This window comes from Enterococcus sp. ARL09-542, from assembly GCF_005234805.1.
In the GTDB taxonomy this organism is placed as follows: Bacteria; Bacillota; Bacilli; order Lactobacillales; family Enterococcaceae; genus Enterococcus_D; species Enterococcus_D gallinarum.
The window spans coordinates 398,901-421,253 of record NZ_QPQX01000001.1 but is presented as its reverse complement, the minus strand read 5'-3'; the positions used below and the strand labels follow the sequence as shown (position 1 = coordinate 421,253).

25 protein-coding genes and 1 tRNA gene are annotated in these 22,353 nt (G+C 36.1%); 6 read left to right on the top strand and 20 right to left on the bottom strand.

From position 1 onward, the window contains the following. Window positions 1-41: 41 nt before the first annotated feature. Window positions 42-2,699 carry a cation-translocating P-type ATPase gene (locus DVW06_RS02020; protein WP_040013690.1) on the bottom strand — a complete coding sequence of 886 codons (2,658 nt, stop codon included), beginning with the start codon at window positions 2,697-2,699 and terminating at the stop codon, window positions 42-44. 348 nt (window positions 2,700-3,047) lie between these two features. Between DVW06_RS02020 and DVW06_RS02015 the strand changes: the two genes are divergently transcribed. Both DVW06_RS02015 and DVW06_RS17015 read left to right on the top strand, forming a co-directional pair. Continuing rightward, window positions 3,048-3,782 carry an NADPH-dependent oxidoreductase gene (locus tag DVW06_RS02015; protein WP_003125932.1) on the top strand — a complete coding sequence of 245 codons (735 nt, stop codon included), beginning with the start codon at window positions 3,048-3,050 and terminating at the stop codon, window positions 3,780-3,782. 419 nt (window positions 3,783-4,201) lie between these two features. Further along, entirely contained in the window at window positions 4,202-4,486 is a 285-nt protein-coding gene (locus tag DVW06_RS17015; RefSeq protein WP_161569475.1) for a hypothetical protein, read from the top strand. A gap of 397 nt (window positions 4,487-4,883) precedes the next feature. Here DVW06_RS17015 and DVW06_RS02010 read toward each other — a convergent pair whose 3' ends face one another. The 3 genes from DVW06_RS02010 to DVW06_RS02000 all read right to left on the bottom strand — a co-directional run bounded on the left by DVW06_RS02010 (window position 4,884) and on the right by DVW06_RS02000 (window position 6,900). Further along, window positions 4,884-5,576, bottom strand: coding sequence for a DUF3800 domain-containing protein (locus DVW06_RS02010; protein WP_010749288.1), 693 nt, complete (start codon window positions 5,574-5,576; stop codon window positions 4,884-4,886). 733 nt (window positions 5,577-6,309) lie between these two features. Beyond that, a tRNA-Ile gene (locus tag DVW06_RS02005) sits at window positions 6,310-6,383 on the bottom strand. Window positions 6,384-6,648: 265 nt separating this feature from the next. Further along, entirely contained in the window at window positions 6,649-6,900 is a 252-nt protein-coding gene (locus DVW06_RS02000; protein ID WP_113849468.1) for a hypothetical protein, read from the bottom strand. A 289-nt stretch (window positions 6,901-7,189) separates the two neighbouring features. Here DVW06_RS02000 and DVW06_RS01995 point away from each other — a divergent pair, with 289 nt between their 5' ends. The 4 genes from DVW06_RS01995 (at window position 7,190) to DVW06_RS01980 (ending at window position 9,747) form a co-directional block, all read left to right on the top strand. Then, the gene (locus DVW06_RS01995) at window positions 7,190-7,699 is read left to right on the top strand and encodes a Panacea domain-containing protein (protein ID WP_113849467.1); all 510 of its coding nucleotides are present in this window, start codon (window positions 7,190-7,192) and stop codon (window positions 7,697-7,699) included. A gap of 640 nt (window positions 7,700-8,339) precedes the next feature. Further along, entirely contained in the window at window positions 8,340-8,522 is a 183-nt protein-coding gene (locus DVW06_RS01990) for a hypothetical protein (protein WP_137264353.1), read from the top strand. A gap of 17 nt (window positions 8,523-8,539) precedes the next feature. Continuing rightward, window positions 8,540-9,097, top strand: a complete 558-nt coding sequence (locus DVW06_RS01985; protein WP_137264352.1) for a GNAT family N-acetyltransferase — start codon at window positions 8,540-8,542, stop codon at window positions 9,095-9,097. A gap of 284 nt (window positions 9,098-9,381) precedes the next feature. After that, complete coding sequence (locus tag DVW06_RS01980; RefSeq protein WP_113849466.1) at window positions 9,382-9,747, top strand: transcriptional regulator, BlaI/MecI/CopY family protein; 366 nt, start codon at window positions 9,382-9,384, stop codon at window positions 9,745-9,747. 109 nt (window positions 9,748-9,856) lie between these two features. On the opposite strand, the gene DVW06_RS01975 is transcribed toward DVW06_RS01980, so the two are convergent. The 16 genes from DVW06_RS01975 to DVW06_RS01900 form a co-directional block, all read right to left on the bottom strand. Then, entirely contained in the window at window positions 9,857-10,567 is a 711-nt protein-coding gene (locus tag DVW06_RS01975; protein WP_238696158.1) for an NlpC/P60 family protein, read from the bottom strand. Continuing rightward, entirely contained in the window at window positions 10,539-10,877 is a 339-nt protein-coding gene (locus DVW06_RS01970; protein WP_225585847.1) for a phage holin, read from the bottom strand. The genes DVW06_RS01975 and DVW06_RS01970 overlap by 29 nt, the downstream gene beginning before the upstream one ends. Further along, a complete protein-coding gene (locus tag DVW06_RS01965; RefSeq protein ID WP_113849465.1) occupies window positions 10,870-11,100 on the bottom strand; it encodes a hypothetical protein in 231 nt (76 codons plus the stop codon). Before DVW06_RS01965 ends, DVW06_RS01970 begins: the two co-directional genes overlap by 8 nt. A gap of 33 nt (window positions 11,101-11,133) precedes the next feature. Beyond that, window positions 11,134-11,409, bottom strand: a complete 276-nt coding sequence (locus tag DVW06_RS01960; protein ID WP_113849464.1) for a hypothetical protein — start codon at window positions 11,407-11,409, stop codon at window positions 11,134-11,136. Window positions 11,410-11,411: 2 nt separating this feature from the next. After that, complete coding sequence (locus DVW06_RS01955; RefSeq protein ID WP_113849463.1) at window positions 11,412-11,732, bottom strand: hypothetical protein; 321 nt, start codon at window positions 11,730-11,732, stop codon at window positions 11,412-11,414. Window positions 11,733-11,746: 14 nt separating this feature from the next. Then, the gene (locus tag DVW06_RS01950) at window positions 11,747-14,665 is read right to left on the bottom strand and encodes a phage tail protein (RefSeq protein WP_238696157.1); all 2,919 of its coding nucleotides are present in this window, start codon (window positions 14,663-14,665) and stop codon (window positions 11,747-11,749) included. A gap of 18 nt (window positions 14,666-14,683) precedes the next feature. After that, window positions 14,684-15,529 (bottom strand): phage tail domain-containing protein, encoded by an 846-nt coding sequence (locus DVW06_RS01945; protein ID WP_137264351.1) that lies wholly within the window; start codon window positions 15,527-15,529, stop codon window positions 14,684-14,686. Window positions 15,530-15,541: 12 nt separating this feature from the next. Beyond that, complete coding sequence (locus DVW06_RS01940) at window positions 15,542-19,225, bottom strand: tape measure protein (protein WP_137264350.1); 3,684 nt, start codon at window positions 19,223-19,225, stop codon at window positions 15,542-15,544. A 7-nt stretch (window positions 19,226-19,232) separates the two neighbouring features. After that, entirely contained in the window at window positions 19,233-19,502 is a 270-nt protein-coding gene (locus tag DVW06_RS01935) for a hypothetical protein (protein WP_113849460.1), read from the bottom strand. A 41-nt stretch (window positions 19,503-19,543) separates the two neighbouring features. Beyond that, window positions 19,544-20,017: a tail assembly chaperone gene (locus DVW06_RS01930; protein WP_113849459.1), complete on the bottom strand. Its 474-nt coding sequence runs from the start codon at window positions 20,015-20,017 to the stop codon at window positions 19,544-19,546. Between the two features lie 71 nt (window positions 20,018-20,088). Beyond that, on the bottom strand, window positions 20,089-20,271 hold the full coding sequence (locus DVW06_RS01925) for a hypothetical protein (protein ID WP_113849458.1): 183 nt from the start codon (window positions 20,269-20,271) through the stop codon (window positions 20,089-20,091). 20 nt (window positions 20,272-20,291) lie between these two features. Then, window positions 20,292-20,933 (bottom strand): phage major tail protein, TP901-1 family, encoded by a 642-nt coding sequence (locus DVW06_RS01920; protein ID WP_113849457.1) that lies wholly within the window; start codon window positions 20,931-20,933, stop codon window positions 20,292-20,294. Between the two features lie 14 nt (window positions 20,934-20,947). Beyond that, the gene (locus DVW06_RS01915) at window positions 20,948-21,286 is read right to left on the bottom strand and encodes a hypothetical protein (protein WP_113850293.1); all 339 of its coding nucleotides are present in this window, start codon (window positions 21,284-21,286) and stop codon (window positions 20,948-20,950) included. Window positions 21,287-21,302: 16 nt separating this feature from the next. Continuing rightward, the gene (locus DVW06_RS01910) at window positions 21,303-21,647 is read right to left on the bottom strand and encodes an HK97 gp10 family phage protein (protein ID WP_137264349.1); all 345 of its coding nucleotides are present in this window, start codon (window positions 21,645-21,647) and stop codon (window positions 21,303-21,305) included. After that, window positions 21,644-21,925 carry a hypothetical protein gene (locus DVW06_RS01905; RefSeq protein ID WP_113849455.1) on the bottom strand — a complete coding sequence of 94 codons (282 nt, stop codon included), beginning with the start codon at window positions 21,923-21,925 and terminating at the stop codon, window positions 21,644-21,646. Before DVW06_RS01905 ends, DVW06_RS01910 begins: the two co-directional genes overlap by 4 nt. Then, on the bottom strand, window positions 21,922-22,293 hold the full coding sequence (locus DVW06_RS01900; protein WP_113849454.1) for a phage head-tail connector protein: 372 nt from the start codon (window positions 22,291-22,293) through the stop codon (window positions 21,922-21,924). The genes DVW06_RS01905 and DVW06_RS01900 overlap by 4 nt, the downstream gene beginning before the upstream one ends. Window positions 22,294-22,353: the final 60 nt, after the last annotated feature.

The following is a 22,353-nucleotide window of genomic DNA, read 5'->3' as shown; positions in this document are numbered from 1 at the left end:
TTATTTTGTTCATCTGATTAGCGAAAACACTCCCGCAAGTATCATGAGTTCGTGTTGTTCCCTCGAGATTGTACCGCTAAAATAATCAGTTTTGTGATTTCCATCATCAAGACAGCACCAGCTGCCATAGCTATGCTTAACCCAACATGGTTCATTGTAAAGGTTTCTGGAATCGCAAAGACTTCCCGAATTCCAGGTAGCAATGTCACACTATAAAGCAGACCACAAACCACGATCGCCAGCCAAACCATTTTATTCGCAAACAATCCAGCTTGCCAAGCAGTCTCTGTATTGGAACGAGCAGGCAATGTTTGTAATGTACGGCTCCAGATCAAAGTTGAGAATGCCATTGCAACACCTAACTCCGGCGATTGATTCATCCCGATCCATTGCGCTATAATCACCACTGCCGCAATCAAGATCCCACGATAAGTAACTGAGATCAGCGTTTTACCAGAAAAGATGCCAGCATCAGGATTTCTAGGTTCTCTTTGCATGATAGTTGGTTCCGCTTTTTCCATCCCTAAAGCGATAGCAGGAAGCGAATCATTCACTAAGTTGATAAACAGCAATTGCAAGGCTGTAAATGGATTGTCCCAGCCCATTACTAAAGCAAACACAATGGCGATAATCGCGCCGAGGTTACCAGCAAAAAGATAAGAAATCGCCTTTTTGATATTATCAAACACATTGCGGCCAACTTCTACCGCTCGAATAATTGAAGCAAAGTTGTCATCTGTCAAGACCATTGCTGCTGCATCTTTTGCAACGTCCGTTCCTGTCCCCATCGCAATCCCGATATCCGCTTGCTTCAATGCTGGTGCATCATTTACGCCATCACCGGTCATAGCAGAGATTTTCCCTTTACCTTGCCATGCTCGCACAATGCGGATTTTATTCTCAGGAGAGACGCGGGCGTAGACAGTGATTTTCTCCAATTGATTCGTCAGTTCTTCTTCCGACAGTGCATCAAGCTCTGTACCAGTCAATGCTAAGTCACCTTCTTGCGCAATCCCGATCTCCTGAGCAATGGCCACAGCCGTCGTTTTGTGGTCACCAGTGATCATCACTGTTTTGATGCCAGCCGATTTCGCGTCTGCCACGGCTTGCTTGACTTCCTTCCGAGGGGGATCAATCATCGCCATCAAACCAACAAAGATCAACTCTTCTTCGAGACCTAAATGCAGTTCTTCGTCTTCAGACACTGTCAGCGGACGATAAGCAAAAGCCAAAACCCGCAGCGCTCGTTTAGAGAATTCTTCATTTTGATGCTGCAACTGATGTTTGATTTCCTCAGTCAGTGGAACGATTTCGTCATTGATAAGAACCTTTGTACTTCTTCCGATCACAATATCCGGTCCCCCTTTTGTCAAAAGGAGTTGTTCCGAATCAATGGTATGCAATGTGGACATCAATTTCCGATCGGAATCAAAAGGCAATTCTTGTAATCGCGGGTATTGTTGACGAATCTCACGATACGGTTGATTCAATTTTTCTGTATAATCAAGAAAGGCAATCTCTGTGGGATCTCCTAGTTTAGCTCCTTCGGGACTGATTGCCGCATCATTTGCAAGCACACTGATCTCGATCAAGCGACGTTCAGGCACTGTCCATTCAGCAGGATTCTCAGAAAATTCACCCGTCTGTCCATTTGGCAAATAAAAATCAACGACCGTCATTTTATTTTGGGTCAATGTTCCTGTTTTATCTGTACAAACGATACTAGTAGAACCTAGTGTTTCAACTGCCGGCAACTTACGAATGATCGCATGTTGACGAGCCATTTGTTTGGTACCGATCGATAAAACAATCGTAACGATCGATTGGAGTGCTTCAGGAATAGCAGCCACCGCAACAGCGACTGCAAACATAAAAGCGTTGACTAGATCGGCGGTCATATCGCCAGACCCATCACCTAAAAATAGCCGAGCAACTTGGACACCTAAAATAATCAAGGAAAGAACGAGGATCGCCAAGCTCAATTTTTTGCTGAAGCGATCCAGCCCGCGTTGTAATGGCGTCTTGTGTTCCACTGTGTTTTCTAATAAACCAGCGACTTGCCCGATTTCTGTCACATTTCCTGTGGCAGTCACAATGAAACGTCCACGGCCGTAAGTCACGATCGTTCCACTAAAGACCATGTTATCGCGGTCTCCAATAGGCGCTGTGCGGTCAATAACCCCAAGTTCTTTTTCAGCAGGTGTCGATTCACCGGTCAGCATTCCTTCATCGACTTTCAATGCCCCTTCTTCAATCAGACGGCCATCAGCAGGTACATAGTCCCCTGCTTCTAGAATAACGATATCACCCACTACCAATTCTTTTGCCGGTACCGTTTGTTCCTTTCCATCTCGGATGACATTTGCATTGGGTGCCGAGAGGCTTTTCAATGCATCTAACGATCCTTCTGCTTTTTTCGTTTGGATGACACTAACAACCGAATTCAGTAGCAAAACAGCAAAAATGACAATCGATTCAACATGGGCGCCCATGATCATCTGAACGATAGCCACGATCAGCAAAACGATCACCATCGCATCTTTGAAGGTTTCTAAAAAGAGTATCAAACTTGATTTTTTGGGAGCTTCTTTCAGCTGATTCAAGCCATTTTCTAAGCGCTTTGCCGCTTCTTGCTGGGACAATCCAGATGGACTGCTGTTTACCTCGTTCATAACCTCTGTGATTTCTTTTTGATACATTTCTTTTGCCAATGATTTCTCTCCTTCATAGTTGCTATCCCTTGCATGAGTCCTTTTTTAGAAAAAAAGAGACCTAAGACAAGTGGATGCTTGTCTTAGGTCTCACCATTTCATATAATACCAGAAAACTGTCGCCAGTTTACTTACTGTTGATATTATCGCAGCCGAAGCCACTGGTTACTCCCCTAAGGGTTTATCAGAATGTAGAATCATCATAACGAAATTTTTTGAAGATAGCAACCTTTATGCACAAATTTGTCTTTTCTCAGATATATTTTTTTGAAAAAAGCTTCTTTTTTCTGTTACACTAATCTACAGCGTAACAAGCGTGACAGAGGAGGAACAATAATGGAAACCATTGATTTTTTTACAAGTCACACATCGGTTAGAGACTTCCAAAAAAAGTCTTTATCAGCAGAAATGAAGCAACAACTTGTCAAAGTAGCACAAAGCGGTTCAAGTTCAAATTTCGTTCAAGCCTATTCAATCATCGAGATCAAAGATCCTAAAAGATTAGCAGAAATCGAGAAAATCGCCGGTGCTCCCCACTATATCACACAGACGGGTGTCTTTTATCTGTTCGTAGCAGATTTATATAAACACCATCAATTGTTGCAACAAGCAAATTTGCCTAGTGATGGGTTGTCGAATATGGAAGCCCTTCTAGTTGCTGTGGTAGATACCACGATTGCTGCTCAAAATATGGCAGCCTTTGCAGAAACCCAAGGTCTGGGAATCTGTTACATTGGCGGAATCCGGAATGACTTGTTCCGTATCACTGAACTCACGGAGCTGCCCCCGTATACACTGCCATTGTTTGGGTTGACTATCGGTTATCCCGCAACGAAAAATGAGCCGAAAGTTCGCTTACCGCAATCCGCTGTGTTAAGTGTCGACCACTATCAGCCCCTGACCGAAGACCTCGTTGCTCGCTACAATGAAACTACCGCGGACTACTATGCCCATCGGAGAAGCAATCAACAAAAAACGGATTGGCAAACCAAAATGACTGGCTTTTTCCAAGAACCTCGCCGTCCGGACGTAGAAAAATTTTTGAAAAGGCAAGGCTTTTTGACACAGTAAGTACGAAAACAAGCAGCTGCTCCTTGTTACCGGTCGCTAGACTGTCTCCATCAAAAAAACACCTCATGAAGAAGTTCTTCATGAGGTGTTTCGAGTTGTTTTATTTTGCCAAACGGTAGATAGCAAAACTATATAAACGTTAATAAATCAACGATTAAACCCAAAAATATTATTTTATCACACCAAAATCACACTAAATTTCCTGGACAAAATGCTTTTCATTTTTATGGATTGAAACAAACTATTTTTACCTTTACATCAATTGTGAATATTTAATAAAATAAAAGAAAAAATGAATTGAGGGATAAAAGTGAAAAAAATTAGTCGCTGGATTATTACTTTCAGTTTTATTTCTGAGCGCTTGTACTAACTCCGACTCAGCAGAAGAATCTAGAAATTACAGTGAGACAAATTCAATAGTGAAAAAAACTGACAATGAGGAACGATCCGAGGCTTCAATAATTGCAGAGAATGTTCTGAAAAAACACTATAAGATAGATAATTTGGAAGTTAATTTTATTAATGATACATTTAAAGTGTACCGTATGCCGTATGATAAAAACTCCGATACTGGTAAAGAGTACAAAAATGTTTATAGTGCAATCGGTAATTTTACTTATCAAGACAAAATTTATGATTTTGATATGCTCTATTCACTCACAGACAAAGATAGTTATGAAGTTTTGTATTTCTATCCCCTTTAGATGATTCTAAAAATACTATTAATAGACCACTAGAAAGTGATAAATAAAAACTCTTACTCTAACTGAGCAAGAGTTTTTATGTACCTTGTAGGACTCGAACCTACGACATTTTATTTCTAACCAATTTCTCTAATTAACTGAAGAAGACTTCCCTGTTCTATGGTCTAATGGAAAAACAAAACTTTTTGTTACAAGATTTTTAAATCTCAGGACAAATGTTGTTGACATAGTAAAAAACCACCCTTCCGGGTGGCCCATAGAGGTCGGCGTACTTAGATTACGCTTAATTACTATAATCGATTCCTCTCATGTACTCAGTATAGTTATTACTATCTGTAACTTAATATTAAACTACGTAACGTTCAAAAGCAAGTATTTTTTATTTTATGTTTAAAATCTAAGGTAGTCTTAAACATACATGATTGGGTATTGCTCGCATCTCGGGATTATTCACAATAAAAGAGGTCCATAATCTATTTGCCAAAATATCACTTGCTTGTACTAAATAGTTTGATTTTGAATCACAATATCTTACATGGATTTCAACTTTACCAAAAAATAGAGGTTCATAAAAAGTTCCGTAATTATAATTTATTATCCCATTTTTAAGCTCTTCATATACAGAATCTCTGAAATTATAATAACCATTAGTTGCGGTTGCTTGCTCGTCTACACAAATATTTATTAAGATATCTTCATTTGGATCAAGTAACCCTTTTGCAATAAAATCATTCAACCTAGCTTTTATTAACCTTTTTAAAACATAATCTTTATACCTATGGATCGAATTCTTCTCGTTCAAAATATTCTCATGAACTCTTTTAATATCAACAGTTAGACCCATACTATGCTCATTTTTCAATACACGATACAAATCGTACTTATACTTAGGCTCTAAAAAACAAGCTTTTAGCTCTCCTTCTATACTCACTTGTGCTCTGATTCGTTTTAAAGTCGAACAGTACAATCTTCTAGCTGATTCTTTACTTTCATTACCAATAAAAGCAAGACCCGCATAAACAAAATGACGACTATTGGCGTTTTTGTGTAAAACACCGGAGTCATCAAAAAACATATATACTTTTTGCATATGTATACTCCGTTCAGATTTATACCTAAATTTTACTATGTAATCATTAGAAAAACAATTAGATGTTGTATTTTAAATTTTATATAGCACATTTTCTTTAACACTAAGGTTACAGCCCGCTGTAGCGGTCTTTTTGTTTACAAAAAAAACAACCACTCCCGGGTAGGAGTGGCACAATTAGATAAAAAAGTTTTTTTATATGGTAAATTAATTATATGAGCGATCTAAAAATTTATTCAAACCTTTTGCTCAAAAATAACCCACCCTCAAGGAGAGTAGGCCTGAAAAAAGATATAAAATGAAATAGCCCCGGTTAAGGCTATGATTTCATTCTACAAGAACATAGTTTTTATTTCAACAAAAAATCCACCCTAGCTATAATAGAGTGGATCTCGAAAGAGTAAACGAAAAAAACACTTGGGTATGAATCTAGATTACATCTTTTATTAATTAAACTCAACCAATTTATGACGGTTTTCTAATCAATAATATCTATTACATTGAAATAATGCTAAAATAAAAAAATCGAAGAGTACTAGGCACACTTCCCCAAATATTACCGCCTAATACTCCTCGTAGAGTATTGCACGCACCTACTAATCTATAGGATAAACGTAATTACTACAAGTAAAGTAACTTTTGAATACAATAAAAAAAGCTTCCCGACTCATAATTTGAGTAAGGAAGCTTTTTTGCGTTCTCTTTCTGCTCGTATTGACTTTGTATTATACTATGTACCTTGTAGGACTCGAACCTACGACCGGACAGTTATGAGCCATCTGCTCTGATCAACTGAGCTAAAGGTACGAAACAACCCACTCAGAAGAGTGGGCTTCCCTGAAAGGAGATTAATGAAAAAATCTCAGCTGAGTATATTTTAAAACGTGAAATTATATTTTTCAATATCAGTTTTTTTAAAATATACGTTTTTTTATAGCTTTTAAAGAAACAATAATACCCACTCGTAGAGTGGGTAAACAGAGAGTTAATCAGAAAGGACTGGTACATAAATTTTAACTCGCACGTTTTATTCTTTCAATACATATTCGTATTAAAAATAACATGTTTTTTATTACATGTATTGTTCTACGTGTTCAATCTCTTTTTGGAGTTCTTTCTCATCATACTTTTCATATTTACCTGCTTCGTGCGCAATCTTTTTGATCTCATGCATTGCTTTTTTCTCTACAATCCATTTCTTCATACTATGTTTCTTCGCATCATCATTTAGAGAATCTAGTTCCTCTAAATCGCGGTCTAACTTGTTCAATACTTCTCCAATTTTGACCAATGCTTTTGCTTCTTTTTCTTCATAGTTTGACATAATTGACACACTCCTTAAGTATTTGGTAACTATAGTGTACTCCCGATGCTTTTTATTTGCAAATGAAATACTAGCACTTGTGAGGGTTTTCTTATGATGATTTTTACTGTATTTATGTCATGTTAGATAAATAAAAATGCCCACTCAGAAGTAGGATGGGGTGGAATTATTTTCTAGAAAGATTTACAAATATATTTTTTTGTATAACTTGCGTATTTTAATTTACTATTAGTCATATGATATATATAATAAAGGTGTGGAACACTTGTGAAACAAAGGAGGAATTGAAATGTCAAAAGTTATGGATGTTGCAAGCTTTCTTTTGCTGTCTTACAAACAAATTTACGGACATGACTTTGGCGATAGTGAATTAAAATTACAAAAATTAATGTATCTCGTTCAAAGACAACATTTAGCACTACAAAACGAGCCCCTTTTTGAAGAAAGTTTTAAAGGATGGATTTTAGGTCCTGTGCTTCCGGAGTTACGAAAATGTTTTCAACATAATACCATTCCAAATGAAATTCAGGGCGAATTGACAGTTGAGGAAAAATTCATTATCGAAAGTGTAATCTACGAATTCGGCAATATGACTGCTCGATCATTGGTAGATTTAACGCATGAGGAAACCTCTTGGAAAAATTCGAGGCAAGGTCTAGACGAAAATGAAAATGGCAATGTTGATATATCTATTGATGATATAAAGTTTGATGCAGCTAACATTAGAGTATACGATTATAACTATGATATGTATTTAGATGAATTTGATGAAATTCCTCACGAAAGGATTTTAACATAGGTGCGACGTCACGAAATTCCAGTAGGGACTATTTGTGCAAGCATGTTAAATATAGGCAATAAAAGTTGTATTAGACCTATTTTAGTTATAGGGAAAGAAGATATAGATGGTAAATGTGACTATACTTGTTTACCTATTTCAAGAGTAACTTGTTCAAATCGAATCAATCCAAATTACGATGTCGAAATAACTACTCATAACCATCCTAGACTAAACATGCAATATCCTAAACAATACATCAGAACTCACAAAGTGATGACATTGAATAGTTCAACTATGTACTGTAGTGCACCAGTTCATTTAGATTTAGAATATCCAGATACCTATAATCGTGTAATTGATTGCTATTTAACTTTTATCAATACTCTATTTTAAAATTATGTACAAGCCCGCCGAAGCGGGCTATTTGTTTATAAAAAATACCCACTCCAAAGAGTGGGCCTCCTTGAAAGGAGATTAATGAAAAAATTGTTTATTGGGTAATTAGATTTTAAAATACAAAATGAATTTTTTCAATATCGATCTTATCAAAAATCAGCGTTTTCAGTAAAATCAACAAGTAGTCTTTAGGCGATGAAAAATTATTGATTATTTTTTTTACCGATGATATTCTTAATACAATAGAAAGGGGAGAAATAATATGGCCAATACATCTATCAAATGTACAGAAATGGTTTTTACTGACTCTAAAAGCTATAACCGATTTATGGATAGTATTTTTGGCAAAGATAAACAATTTACAAATGAAAATGCAAAAAAAACAGCAAAAAGAGTGAATGCTATTAAAACACTCAATATCGATGGAAAATCTTACAAAATCTAAGAGGTTACTAAAATCATATGTTTATTGATAATGAAGTACAAATTAAGAAGCTTTCAAACATTGATGACGAAGAAAAAGCCTTAGTACAGGCTTTTTCTTGTGGAAAACCTCATATTGATGATTACTTGAAAAATGATGCTCTAGAAGATTTACTATTTGGCATTACAAAAACTTTTCTATTTTTTATGGAAATTAAAGGTAACAAACAATTAGTGGGGTATTTCACCTTAACAACTGATAGAGTTCTGGTTACTAATAAGTCAAACATACATAAAAATTTAAAAAAATGGGATAATCCTGTAAAACGACAGTCTATACCAGGAATTCAAATTCATCATTTTGCTGTAAAAAAAGAATTGCAAAAACAGAATTATGGTATCAATTTAATGTTTTATATTTTTTCGTTTATAAAATATACAATTTTGCCTCATGTTGGCTCATGCTTAATCACAGTTCAAAGTGAAAAAGATGTCCAGAATTTCTATAAAAAAATAGGATTTGAAAAAACTGGTGAAACTAGAGATTGTAACATTAGTATGGCCTACACAACTAATCAGCTTTTTATCGAAGATTAAAAGATATTCCCTTGAATATCTTTTTTTATTATGTACAAGCCCGCCGAAGCGGGCTATTTGTTTATAAAAAATACCCACTCTTCGGAGTGGGCGATTTTGAAAGAAGAATAAATGAACACTTTTTAGATACTCATATTTTAAAACACAAAATAAGTTTTTTCAATAGAAACTGGAATCGTTTTCTATAATTTTTTAATTTTTATTGAAAGGGAATTCATAGAATCAGCTATTAGGTGTATAATAAAAAATATTTTAAATCAATAAAAAGCTAAAGGTGGAATAGTATGTTAGAGTTAACAAAGTCAGAATATCAAATTTTAACTTATTTATTCAAGTTTGATCAGGCATTAACTAAGACAGAATTAGTAGAAAGAGTACCTGATTTAAACAGCAATACTACTGCTCTTGCGCTTGCCGGCTTATTAAAAAAAGGCTATTTAGAAGTAAATAAAGTAAAATACTCTCGCACTGTTTTAGCTAGAGCTTATGTACCTAGTTTTTCTATTGTTGAGTTTTTAAAAGAGCATTATGGAGAAAAAGCGATACAAAAATTGATCGCTTATACGATAAACTCGATAGAAGACAATGCGCGTTTAGATCAATTTCTACAGCTTATAAAAGAAAGAAAAAGGATTGTTAAAACCTATTAATTCTAACACAAATAAACTGTCTGAGTCATTTTAGAAAAAGTTATAAGTAAAAAGAACCACACCCTTTAAAAGAGTGTGGTTCTTTCATGTGGAAAAGTAAAAAAAAATTTTAGTAAAATCTTCCCCAACAGTCAATACGTCTTCCGTTTTTACTTCTTCCAGTCGCCATATAGCCATAACCATTTCCACGTTTTTGACGAATCCACACGTAACCATTCGGATCGATTTTATACGCATCGTAAATGATCACAGAACCAGCGCCTATTATCGCAATTTCTCGATCACTCGTTGATGGACCTTTTCGAAGTTTGATTGCTGCATTCAATTTAAAATGCCCCTTTTCCGTAATCCATCCTCCTGTGGCTTGCTTAGAGCTGGTTGTTGCGGCAACGTAACGCAAATAACAATTCCACGGATAGTTGTAATAGGAGCGGACATTGGTTTCCCATCCTGTCTGATCCCCACCGCGACCACCTGTGATTCGACCTCTCTCATCAATCGATGCTTGTGCCAATTTCCCACCGCCAATATACACTGCCACATGGTTTACATCGTTTAACAAGATATCTCCTGCTTGAGGTCGACCATTGTTTGCTATAACTTTCCAGCCACGTTTTGTCAGATTAGAGCGCATATTGCCGGTATATGTAGCTGATCCAGTGTCAAAGCCTGCTTCTTTCAATGCATGAATCACTAATGCAGAACAATCCGTTTCTCCACCATCTCGGAAATCTTGCCGATTGCTTTGGTCGTAGCCAAGGCTAACTGTTTGGCACCAATAGTTCATGCGTTCAATAAATTTTTTTATGCTTCCTCTCATTTTTATCTCTCCGTTCTGTAAACTCCTGTCCATCTCCAGAATCAATGATGTCTTTTTTGGGTTTATCATAGGTCATTGCCTGATCACTATCTGACAAGCCTTCTGTAGTAGGATCTTTAACAACACCAATCAATGCCAATAACAAAAAGATAGTATTAATAATTTGAGTTAATTGCTCATTTAAAACAGTGTAGTCCCACTGAATACCGAAAATGGACAAGATTTGTTGTAGTAATAAAAAAATCAGTCCTAAAAGACTGATCACAAATACTTTACTCTGAATTCTTACCTTCCAATTAATCTTATTCATGTTTTCTTCCTCCAATACTTTTAAAAATCGTTTTATTTTGTTCTTCTAATCGCGTAATTCGAATCTCATGATTATTCAATCGATTTACCGCATCTTTCAATTCCTGTAGGCTTTCCTCTAATTTTGAAAACACATGATGAAACTTCATCAAAGCAAAGAGAATACTTCCGATTAATCCTACTATGGCAATAAACTCGGTAATCGACAAACCAAATAAACGCATAGAATTCACCTCTTCTATAAAAAAGAACTCAGTCTATTGACTAAGTTCATCTGATTCTTCCAATTTTTCTTTTGTTAATTCTGTAGCTAATTGATCTTCTACTTCGTATACTTTATCTTGGAAAGCTTGAATATCTTTTCGACACTGTGTACGATTTTCACGATACTTTTTAGCATCTTGGATAGTTTGCGAAATATTCGTATTCCCCATACTTTCTGTAGAAACACTTGCAGAAAGATATACCACTGTTTTTTCATCAATGATTGATTGTCCAGATAAATTGACTGATTTTGTCACTTCTAATGCCATCTTTATTTCTCTCCTTCTTCTAATATAGGGTCAATTTTTCGTATTAGCTTTGCACTTACTTTTATATCAGTTAGTTCTTCAATTTTGATCATTGGAAATTCTACATCCATTTCTTGCCTATAAAGCTCTTGTAATTCCTTTTCTCGCACGCACTCTTCTTTTTGTAAAATAGGTTGTGCTGTTTCTCGAACAGAATGCGTAACAGTTCCGATCTCAGTGAGTGCACGATTTATTGTTAAACTCGTAGAAACATGCATCTCTTTCTCTGCTAATTCAACTAATCCTTCTTCTAAATTTAAAAGTTGTAGTACTGTTAATTTCATTTATCTATCTCCTTCTATAATCTTACTGTTTTATAAGAAGCCACCGTTCCACTACCTTGACCAGAAGTACGAATAGAAGTTGGCAGTTGTAATGTGCCTAATCCTTTTAATGCACGAACGATGTTTCTTATATCTTCCACAGGTAATACAACATTGTTATGCAAAAGATACAAATAACCGCTACCAAACATTACACCGCTTTTTCCGCTATCGTTTAATAGAGCAGAATAAAAGGTATTATTATAATTCACTACACCAAATCGTAAAAACTCTCTTGCACTAGGAATTCCTGGCTTAACTTTGATCATATGAACATCTGCATCCATATGAATTCCTGCTTTTCCTGAAAATTTCCCACGAGGATCAAGCATTAACATAGAAGTAAATGCACTATCATTTTGAGCTTTTCGATAAGACCAGGAGATATAATCCCCCTCATGCTCTAAGTTCATTGCAATCCCACGGATAGTTTCATTTCCTATTTTTGAATTTTCACCTATTCTTCCTATTTTTCTTGTTCCATGCCAAAATTCCATTCCTTCACTGGTTAACTTTCCACTTAATTGATTTTTATTGAAGAAACTTAGGTTGTAAGGATCTATCTTTAAATTTTGGCTATAATTATTAAAACCAACTTGAATTGCATTGACTGCTAACTTATCTGCAGTAATTGAGTTAGAACGAATTCGTTGATTATCCAAGAAACCACTGCTAATATTCGCCGCATCTATATTCGTAATTCGTGCTTTTGCTCCATTTAATTCTCCAAATGTAATTTTATCAGCAGATATATTCCCCAGCTTTGCATTTGTCACAGCTAAATCTTTAATTTTAGCTGTATCAATCGAAGCATTTGCTATTTTTCCTGTTGTAATTGCCAAATCTCTAATTTCAGCACTTCCGACAAGTAAATCTTTAATTTTAGCCATCGGAATAAATGCTTTTCCACTGAAATAAACCGTATCCGCATCTAAAAATATTTTATTATTTTGAATCAATGTTTTTCCAGCTTCTATATTTAGTCTAGCAATCACATCTCCTTTTTCTACCATTAGAGCAATGCGATCTGCTAGTTGTTGTTGCTCAGAGTGGTAGCCAGTGATCTGATCTAGAATTGTTTGTTTAACTTGGTTTTGTGTTTGTTCTAACTGACTGATCTGTGCTTTTGTACCGGACGAGTCTATCTTTAATTGACTGATAGATTGTTTGATAGTAGAAGCGTCTTGCTGCAATACACTAATCGTTTCTAATTGACCAGCTACTGTTTGCTTATATGTCCCAAATTGTGCAATCATTTCATCTGAAGAATATTTCACTAAGGAAATCTGTTCTTCCAAACCCATTTTAGACTTCATCAAAGAAGTATATTTTTGGTCTAATTGACCAGTTGTTGTCTTTAAAGCTTCAATATTTAGTTGTGCTTGATCGACTAATTGCTGCGCTTTAGTATTTCTTAAGTCTAAATCCTGAAATGCTAGATTGAAAGACTCTGCAAAACTATTCAGTGAGCTTTGTACTTCCTGACTAATTCTTTGATTCTCTATTCGATTACTTTCTATTTCTTGTTCACGCAGAATATTTTCTTTCTTCAGTTCAATTAAATCTGTTTCATACCGCTGAAAATCTTGACCCATCTCTAAAGACTTTCTTCGAATCTCTTCTCCTGTTCGTTTGGCATCTTCTCCAGCTAGTTTTGCTTGTTCAGCTAATCGTTTTGTTTCTTCTAACACGTCCTTATCTACCAAAGGCCACCATTCAGTGCCATTCCAAATATAGAGAACTTTTTCTTCCCCAATTTCTTTATACCAAATATCTCCTTTATGAAACTTATTTCCTGTAGGAATATTCGGACCATAATAAGTCATTGCTTTTCCATCTGCGGAAATCAAAGCAAAATTAGCTGCCCTAGTTGCCTGTTCAATGGAGTTTTCAATTTGACTCTTCCAAGAAGCATCTGAGATACGTGTCTGATCAATTAGATTTAAACGACCACATGAAATATCATGATCAATAATCCGTCCTTCTGTATCATAAGAAGTGGTATATGATAAAATCCTGACTTTTTCCTCAAAGCCAAGGTCCTGGTTAATCGCCATAATATAATCGCCTTCGTGCGGTTGATCATAGTCATAACCAGCTTTAGTTAAATCTTCCATATCAATATCTACTGAGATACCATAAGAAGATTCCACTTCCTTTTTTATTCGATCTAGTAAACTTACTGACTGCGTATATCGTTCGTCAATAATTGGATCTCCTTCAAGTTTTCCGTATATTTTAGAAAGAGGACTTAGATACTCTACTTCCAATCGTCCTCGTGAGGGAGTTTCTGGATCTTTAAAAGCACCGTAGCCTTTCATATAAGTAATAAAAGAACCGATATCTTTTTCTATATGAAGTTCATTGAGATTAAATCCTTTCTTAACAATGGTTGATAAATTTGTTCCTACTTTATCTAAAATTCGGACTACTCGCCCATTTACAGAAAATTCAACCCCAGTTGAAGAAACAAAATCTTTAAATAGAGCTAGACGGTTTTTTAAACCAAAATTTTCTTTTTCAAAAGCAGGAATATTTACTTCCAATCGATATTCATATCCACTATCTTTAAAAATATGTTGTAAATATCTTTCAGCTGTATTTGATCCATTCAACAATCGATGGACAACAGATTTCTGCATATCAAAAAAGAACTCGTGTACAGCATCAAATTCGACAACTATACGAGTTCCTTCATCTATTGGATTTAAATAAGTTAAACAATAGGTCTCATCTTCAAAGACTATACGCCAACCTCGACTGATACCATGTAATAAATGATCATTTGTATAAATTGTTCCGCTTAATGATTTCTCACCATTTACTCCTTTTGTTTTTTTACATTCAACAATAGCGGAGTATTGGTTCCCTTTTTCGTCAATAAAATGAATCACGCTATCATCTCCAATCTGTTACTTATACAACTCTACATAATTAAGTAATAGAATATTTCCTTGAATATTCGTCAATATTCTATTTTTCCCAGGAGATAAAACAAAATGCACATAATTTGTTTTATCATTTACATTTACATCATTTAGAGTAGTTTCTACTCCTTTTAATAATAAAATATCTCCTTCTTTTAATGGCGTAGATGACCGATAAGTATATTGATTAGAACCTATATAAAAATAAAAAATATTAGAACTTCCTGTTTGAACAGCAGATGAGGTTATTTGTATTGCCCATGGCCATTCTAATTGACTACACTTAGCTGTCCCTTGATAGTCTATCTGTTTTGTTTTTGTAATATCTAAAGTCTTTGGAATTGTCTCTCCAAATGGGAGTTCCGCCGTTCTTCCTTCAAAGGAAAATTTCATTCTTAAACCTGCAGTCGATAATCCAACAAAGGTATATGAAATTTCATTTTCTACAATTATTTTATAACGATACTTATAAGGCTGATGAGGAAGGGTAAGCAAATTTAAATCGCTTGTTTTCTGACCAGGTAATTCAAAATCATACATTCCAGCAGTGGGCAATAACTTGGTAATATAAAAAGGCTCATCATTGCTGATAAGCCCATTGATTTCGTCCTTCTTTTCTTCTAATGCATACGCATTTGGAACAACGAAAGTTCCTGAAACAACGATTCGTTTTTCTTTGTGTACTGCTCCGGAGAATATATAGCCACTTCGATTTGTTACTTCTCTTTTATTCGCAGTCACAGAAGGTGAACTGTCTTGAAAGTCAGTGACAAGTAGCCCGATAGAGGAAAGTCTCGTTTCAACTCCATCTTTTGTGATCAAAGCATCCATGATCTTCCCCCCTTAGTTAAAATAGTCGTTTTTATTTTTCTCACGTGCTTCTTTACGTTTCACTGTTGTATAAATCTTATCCCCAATAACCTCATTGTAGATATGAATTTCTTCTTGTCTAAGCTCTGATTCTGTAACATCACGATCCATTTCATCTGTAAATGCATGAAATTTTTTATTAGTAAACGTTGTATCTCCTACCATCACGGCTTCTGCTTGATAACGCTGTGCTTGAATAATGGAACCAAATTCATTCGCTTGTTTTTCAACAAAAGAGAACATGGACTGCATACCTAAACCAAGCCCTTTTCCTAACATTTCCCCCATCCATGTAGTGATTTTTGATGGTGAATGGATATCCAGAGCACTCTGTATGGTTCGAGCCACGTTATTCGCAATTGTATTAGCGGTTGAATAAATGGCCCCAGCAGAACTAGATAATCCATTAGCCAAACCTATACCAGCGTTATAGCCTACAATGTGTAATTGAGAAGATAAAACCGAAAATACTGACACGATTTGATAAGAGGCTTGAGTACTCACTTGGATCGATTGTGTCATACCAGATTGAAAAGAATTTCTAATCGTATTCATTCCATTCACAATGGTTTGTTGCAATTGATTCATTGTAGATTGAACCAATGACTTAAGCTGATTCATGTTATTTTGTGTAATAGTTGTCATCGATCGGAAAGAAGCAGAAACCTGTTTCTCCATCTGATTCGTTTCATTTGTGACATTTGAACTAGCACCACTCATCGAACCTGAGACCGTTTTTTCTAATCCCTGAATACTTGACGTACCGCTTGATAGCAGACTAGAAAAATCGGCACTTCCAGAAGTGCTTAATTGTCGAATATCTGAGGAACCTGCTTGTTGTAATGCTTGTGTTGCATTCGTCACATTGGCATTTAACGCCTGGGCATCCGAACTTCCTTGGCTAAGAATCGAACTAAAGTCTCCCAATGCTGAAGAACTAATATTCGAAGTAGCATTGGAGATATTTAATCCCATTTGATCAAAGCTTTCAGAAACACTGGAACTAAGTTCTCCTGTTTTGCTCTTCATTGATTCTGCAGTTTGAGAATACGTAGAAGTAACTTCTGCGGACTTTTCCTTCGATTTCCCAGTAATCGTATCCCATAAATTGCTGAAGCCGTTTTTGATGCCATCCCAAGCACCTTTCAGTACGTTTGGTATTGCTTCAATCACACCACTCGCTAACGATTTAACAATATCCCAACCTGCAGCTAAGATACTTGGTAGCATTTGTATAATCGTAGTTACCAATGATAGAACGATTTGAATACCAGTTGAAATGATATTCGGTAAATTTTGTACCAATCCAGAAACCAAAGCCTGTATAATTTGAACAGCAGCTTGCAAAATCATTGGAAGGTTTTGAACGATAAAGTTACACAAAGCTTGAACAATTTGAACTGCTCCGCTTAACAATTGGGGAATGCTATTCATAATCCCTTGTATCAAGGTCAAAATGGTACTCAAAGCAACTGGTAATAGTTGCGGCAATAATTGTGTTAAGCCATTAATCAAACTCAGTAGAATTTGAATTCCTGTTTGAATAATCTGTGGTAGGTTCGCAGTAATATTTCCCACAAATACCTGTAAAATCTGTTGCACTGAACTTACAATCTGTGGAATATTCGTGACAAGCCCATTGACTAGGTTTAATAGTAAATTCATCCCCATCACTATCAATTGTGGCAATGCGCTTGCTAATGATGTCAGTATAGTTGTAATAATTGTCAAAGCTGAACTAATTAAAGAAGGTAGATTTTGTGCTACGCCACCGACTAATGATCCAACAATATCGACACCAGCCTGAACAATGACTGGCAACATGGTTGCGATCGTATTGGCTAATTTACTGATCAGCTGTGTACCTCTAGTGAATAATTGTGGAATTTGTGACGTAATACCTTGAACAAATTTAGAAATTACTTCTGGACCTTTTGTGGTGACCATTTTTAACAAATCATCAATCTGTGTACCAAATTGTTTGTTTACTAAACCAAGCCCTGCAACAACTAACCCTAATATTGCGGCTGGTCCTACTGCAGCTAAAGCGACTTGCATAATCGTAGCCATTGCAGAGGTCATTCCACCTAATGCACCCATCCCTACACTTGCAGCAGAAGAAAGCCCACCACCAATCTTAGGGAATAGCCCAATTAAGCCAATAATATTTCTAGAAACTAAACCAAACGCTGACTTTAAAGGTCCGGATAAAACACCAGAAAAACCAATAAAACCAGCTGTTAATGACGCTAATACCGGTAAAGCACCACTTAGCGTTAACGCACCACCTAATAAACCGAGCACTGGCAAAATTCCAGATATCACACTTTGCATGTTCTTAAGTGCATCACCTGATAATTTCGTTCCATTGACAAAATGATCCAAAACAGCGACAACACTATCCATCGCTTTTTCTATTGGTGCCATATTAAAGCTATCAATTTTGTCGGTAATTTTACTAATAGCATTAATTCCTACTTGAGAAAGCTTGTCAAAAGAAGGCTGTAACTTATTGGTTAACGTTTCTTTTAACCCGTCCATCGCTTGGCCAACTGTTTTATACTCAGTCGCCATTTTACTAAACGTGTCGTTGGTTCCGACTTTTGTGATTGCATCAAAAAAGTCCTCTGTTTTGATTTTCCCGTCTTGTACAGCCGTAACCATTTCAGACGTTGATATTCCCATTTGTTTAGAAACAGCCGCAATCCCGGCAGGTGTTTGTTCTAACATCAGTTTAAAGTCTTGCCATTGAACGGTTGGTTTTGCGGCCATTTGTGTTGCTTGTTGACTCAATGTTTTCATTGCCTGAGTTGGATTTTCAGCCGCCGCGGCTAATCCACCAAATCCTTTAACCAACTGATCAGCACTCTTGATACCTACTGCCGCCAACTGACTATAGGTAGTTGCCATTTCGGAAGATGAATAAATCGTTTTAGTCGCAAAATCTTGCAACTCTTTTTTCACACCCGCAATTTCTTTTTTGCCCATACCAATATTTTCCATATTAGCGTTAAAGGTTTTCCAAGTCGCTGAACCCTGATTGAGATCACTTACTAGTCCAGTTATAGCACCTGAAATTATAGATATCCCTTTTTGTGCTATCGCGTAGGCAGCCCCGATTCCAATTACCTTTTTGATTAGTCCGCTAGTAGAATCAGTGACTTTATTAGACTTAGAAATCATGTTATTCAGTGCAGATGCTGCTTTCGTTCCAGCTTTGTTGAAAGCGTTAGTTAATCCACTACCAATCTTGGTACCAATTGAAGTTGCAGTTTTCACTATTCCATTCAAGCCTTTTGCAACTAGGCTCGAAGTATCTCCCGCAATTTTGGCTACTTTGTTAAACCCATTTTTTATGGGTTGAGGAATTTTTTCGCCAATAGAGGCAATCACTCGTTGAATTTGGCCACCAGCTGTACTAAAAGGAGCCACCATACTTGTTTTTAGACCTGCTAATTTAGATGGAATAGTTGAACTTAATTGCCCCATAATACTTCCAACCTTAGAAACGATACTATTCGTACTCTGGCTCATATTACTGACTACTTTATTCATCGTTGAATTTGTTACACTAAGGACTTCTGCCATTGCTTTTTTGTAATCGCTAGTATCTGCCCCAATTAATGCTTTGATTGCTCCTGTTATGTTTTCAGCCATTCTTTTCTCACCTCCGGTTTTTAAAGTGTTCTAACGCTTGCATCGCTTTTTCAAGCCGATGATGATTCTTGTTCATCTGTTTTTGATTACGTGTGAAAGCTTTTCGTATTTTATCTTCGGCTTTCTTTTTATTCAAAATTTTGTTCATTTGAGGTTTCTTCGCATTCAAGATATACCGCAAATTAAATCCAAAAATCGCATTTTGTTCTTGTTTGTCTAATTCACGTAAAGCCAAACCTTCGAGAATTGCTTCTAGTTCCCACAAATAACAATTCATAATCAAATCAATATCGGTTAAGCCATATCGCGCGCAATTGATTAGGAGATCTCTTTTTTGATTCGCTCGGACAGCTCCTTCAATTGCGTGATTTGAATTTTGTCCTCTTCTTTCTTCCGCGAAACCATCATTTCGATTACTTTCTCCATGTTCTCTAAGTACTTGCGGATCTTGCTCACGAAAAAACCAGATGCCAACATTTCTTGTTTCAGATCTTCAAAAATACGATCATAGGCTTCTTCTTCGCTTAGTCCGCTCTCTACAAATCCATGAACATACTCACTAATCGCTTCAATCGCGTCGTTTTCAGTAGCCTTACTATCAACTAACTGCAGCAAGTTCACCAAGGCATCATCTTCTTTTTCTAATACTTGAACAAAAAGAACCCCTGCACCATCGTTTTGAGACTTTCCTTCTTTATCTTTTGTTGCTAGCTTTTTATTTGCTTTGAAATTCAACATATAATTAAATTTAATTTTTTGCTCTTTTCCTTTTAAATTGATATCAAATGACATACTTGTTCCTCCTTAACCTAAAAAGAAATACGACAATCAAGTGATTGTCGTATCATGAATACAATACTTTATTATGCTGTGGTACGAAAAGCTGGAATATCTACTTTCTCAGACTCTTTCCCATCTCGTACGCGTACTGCTTGATAGGTTCCTTTTTTGACATCTATACTTGCAGTTAATCCCGTAATAGTTAGCGGACTAGATCCTTCCGATACTTTTTCTTTACCTTTATAAATTCTAAATGTATCTGCCATTTTTATTCCTCCATTCTATTTTAAGAAAGTTCAACTTTTGCGCCTGTATTTGTTGGCGTAACTTTTCCTACTTTAGGTGCTGCCACAGTCTGAATATGATCAAAATCTCCCGTAGTTTCTCCAGGGTTTTGATAATCATATAAAGCTTCAATTGCTGCAATATCAGCATTAGATAATGGGAACTCACCTTCTTGCAGTTTTCCAATGATATTTAACGTATAAGACGCTTCTACTAAGTCGTCACCGTCTTGAATCTCAACGTCATCTGGCATTCCATAGCCAAATTCAGCAGGATAAAGCTTCACATCTTCTAAACCATCTGCAGGTTTCGCTACAGATTCATCAATCACTACACGCCAAACTTTTACCGAATCTCCATTTTTCTTTGCATCTTTTACTACTTTGATGGATTCGTCATTCGGAATAAAGTATTGTGTCAATTCAATACTGTGTTCGTCTGTTGATTTAATGATAATACGTCCCATCTTGGTTTGTTCATCAATATTATCTCCACCATATGTTACACCACCTTCTGTTTGGAATGCTGGTAATAATGCTGGTGAGCCAATAGGTGCTTCTACTGATTGAATAAAGTACCAAACTTTTTTTGCTGTCACTGCTTTTCCTGTGAATTTTCTGACACCATTATTTATAGTAGTCATCGTTCATCCTCCTTTTAAATAATTAAATCTGAAATTCTAAAAATGATGTGATAAACTTCTCGTCCAATCGAATGATCAATCAGCACTTGATGAGTCATTCGTTTGTTTAAGGCAACTTTCGTTTGAAAAATCGACTCTTCGACCTTAGTTCGGCTGTCGATTGGATAAAACAAATCGATTTGTAAAGTTGTATCCACAATAGCCAAGCCAAACTTGGCACTACGTGAATCGTCTCCAGTATGAGAACCTATCACATAAAAAGGCTCCTTGATGCTTTCATCAGGGAGTTTAAAATATACGGGTATTTTTGTAACAATTAGTTTTTCTGATAGCTGTTTTAAATATTCTGTCATTGGAGAGTACATGAAATCATCCTCTCACTAATTTTGTTAATCGTTTTTGCAGTAATGGCCAATCGGCTCCAACAGCTGGGAAAAGAAACGGCTGCGCCCACATATAGCGTGTCCCATACTCCACAAAAATAGAATATTCTACAGGTGAAATCACTTCTGCTTGTTGAAATCCGATATTATTTGCATAAATATTATTAGATAACCATCCTGTATCCCATGGGGCAAGTTTCTTTGCGCGTTTTTCTACTCGCAAAGCAGATAATTTTATTTCCTTGTCTATTGCTTGGTCTAAAGCAGGACCTTTTCTACTGACTTCACGTATAAACTCTTTTAACCCTTGGATCTTCACGCTCTTACTCATGTGAGAATCACCACTGTAGAATTCCGATGCCACTTTGTCAGATAAACAGAACGTTGCACACCATCATATTCAATTTTTGAAAACCCTTTGTGGACCCCTTGAATGTATAATTTAAAAGCATTCTGATTGTACTTCCCGAAAATCCCGATTTGTTCATCACTCGACAATCCGATTTTGCCACATGGTTCAATAGCTTCCTTTTCCTCAATAGTATCATCGCCAAGATAACCAGGGACTTTTCTTTCGTAGGTTATCTTAACACGGTCATTGTAATTCAACCAATAAACCTCGTGATCCCTTTGCCAGCACGAATTGCGGGCTTAGTATATTCATCAAAAATGTCCAGATACTCATTTAGATAAGATGGCTCCCAAGAATAGGAACGTCCTTCCTCGCTATCTGCAGTAGCCCCTTCACTGTTTCGTTTATTAAAACGCTTGATAGCGACGTCTCTATGAATATAAATCAGATCGTTTGGAATAGTCTTGCGCTTCTCAATACCATTCTTTGTAGAAAATTGATTCAATACAGATAAAATCCGTTGCTCACTGTCTTCAATAATGAGCGTAAGCAACGAATCTTGAAATTGATCATGAATTCCAAGAAGTAATTTTATTTCCTGTAATAAAGATGTTTTTTCTGTCATAGAATCACCTATTTCATTTCAATTGTGGCCCCATCTTCAGTAGGTGTGACTTTACCTACT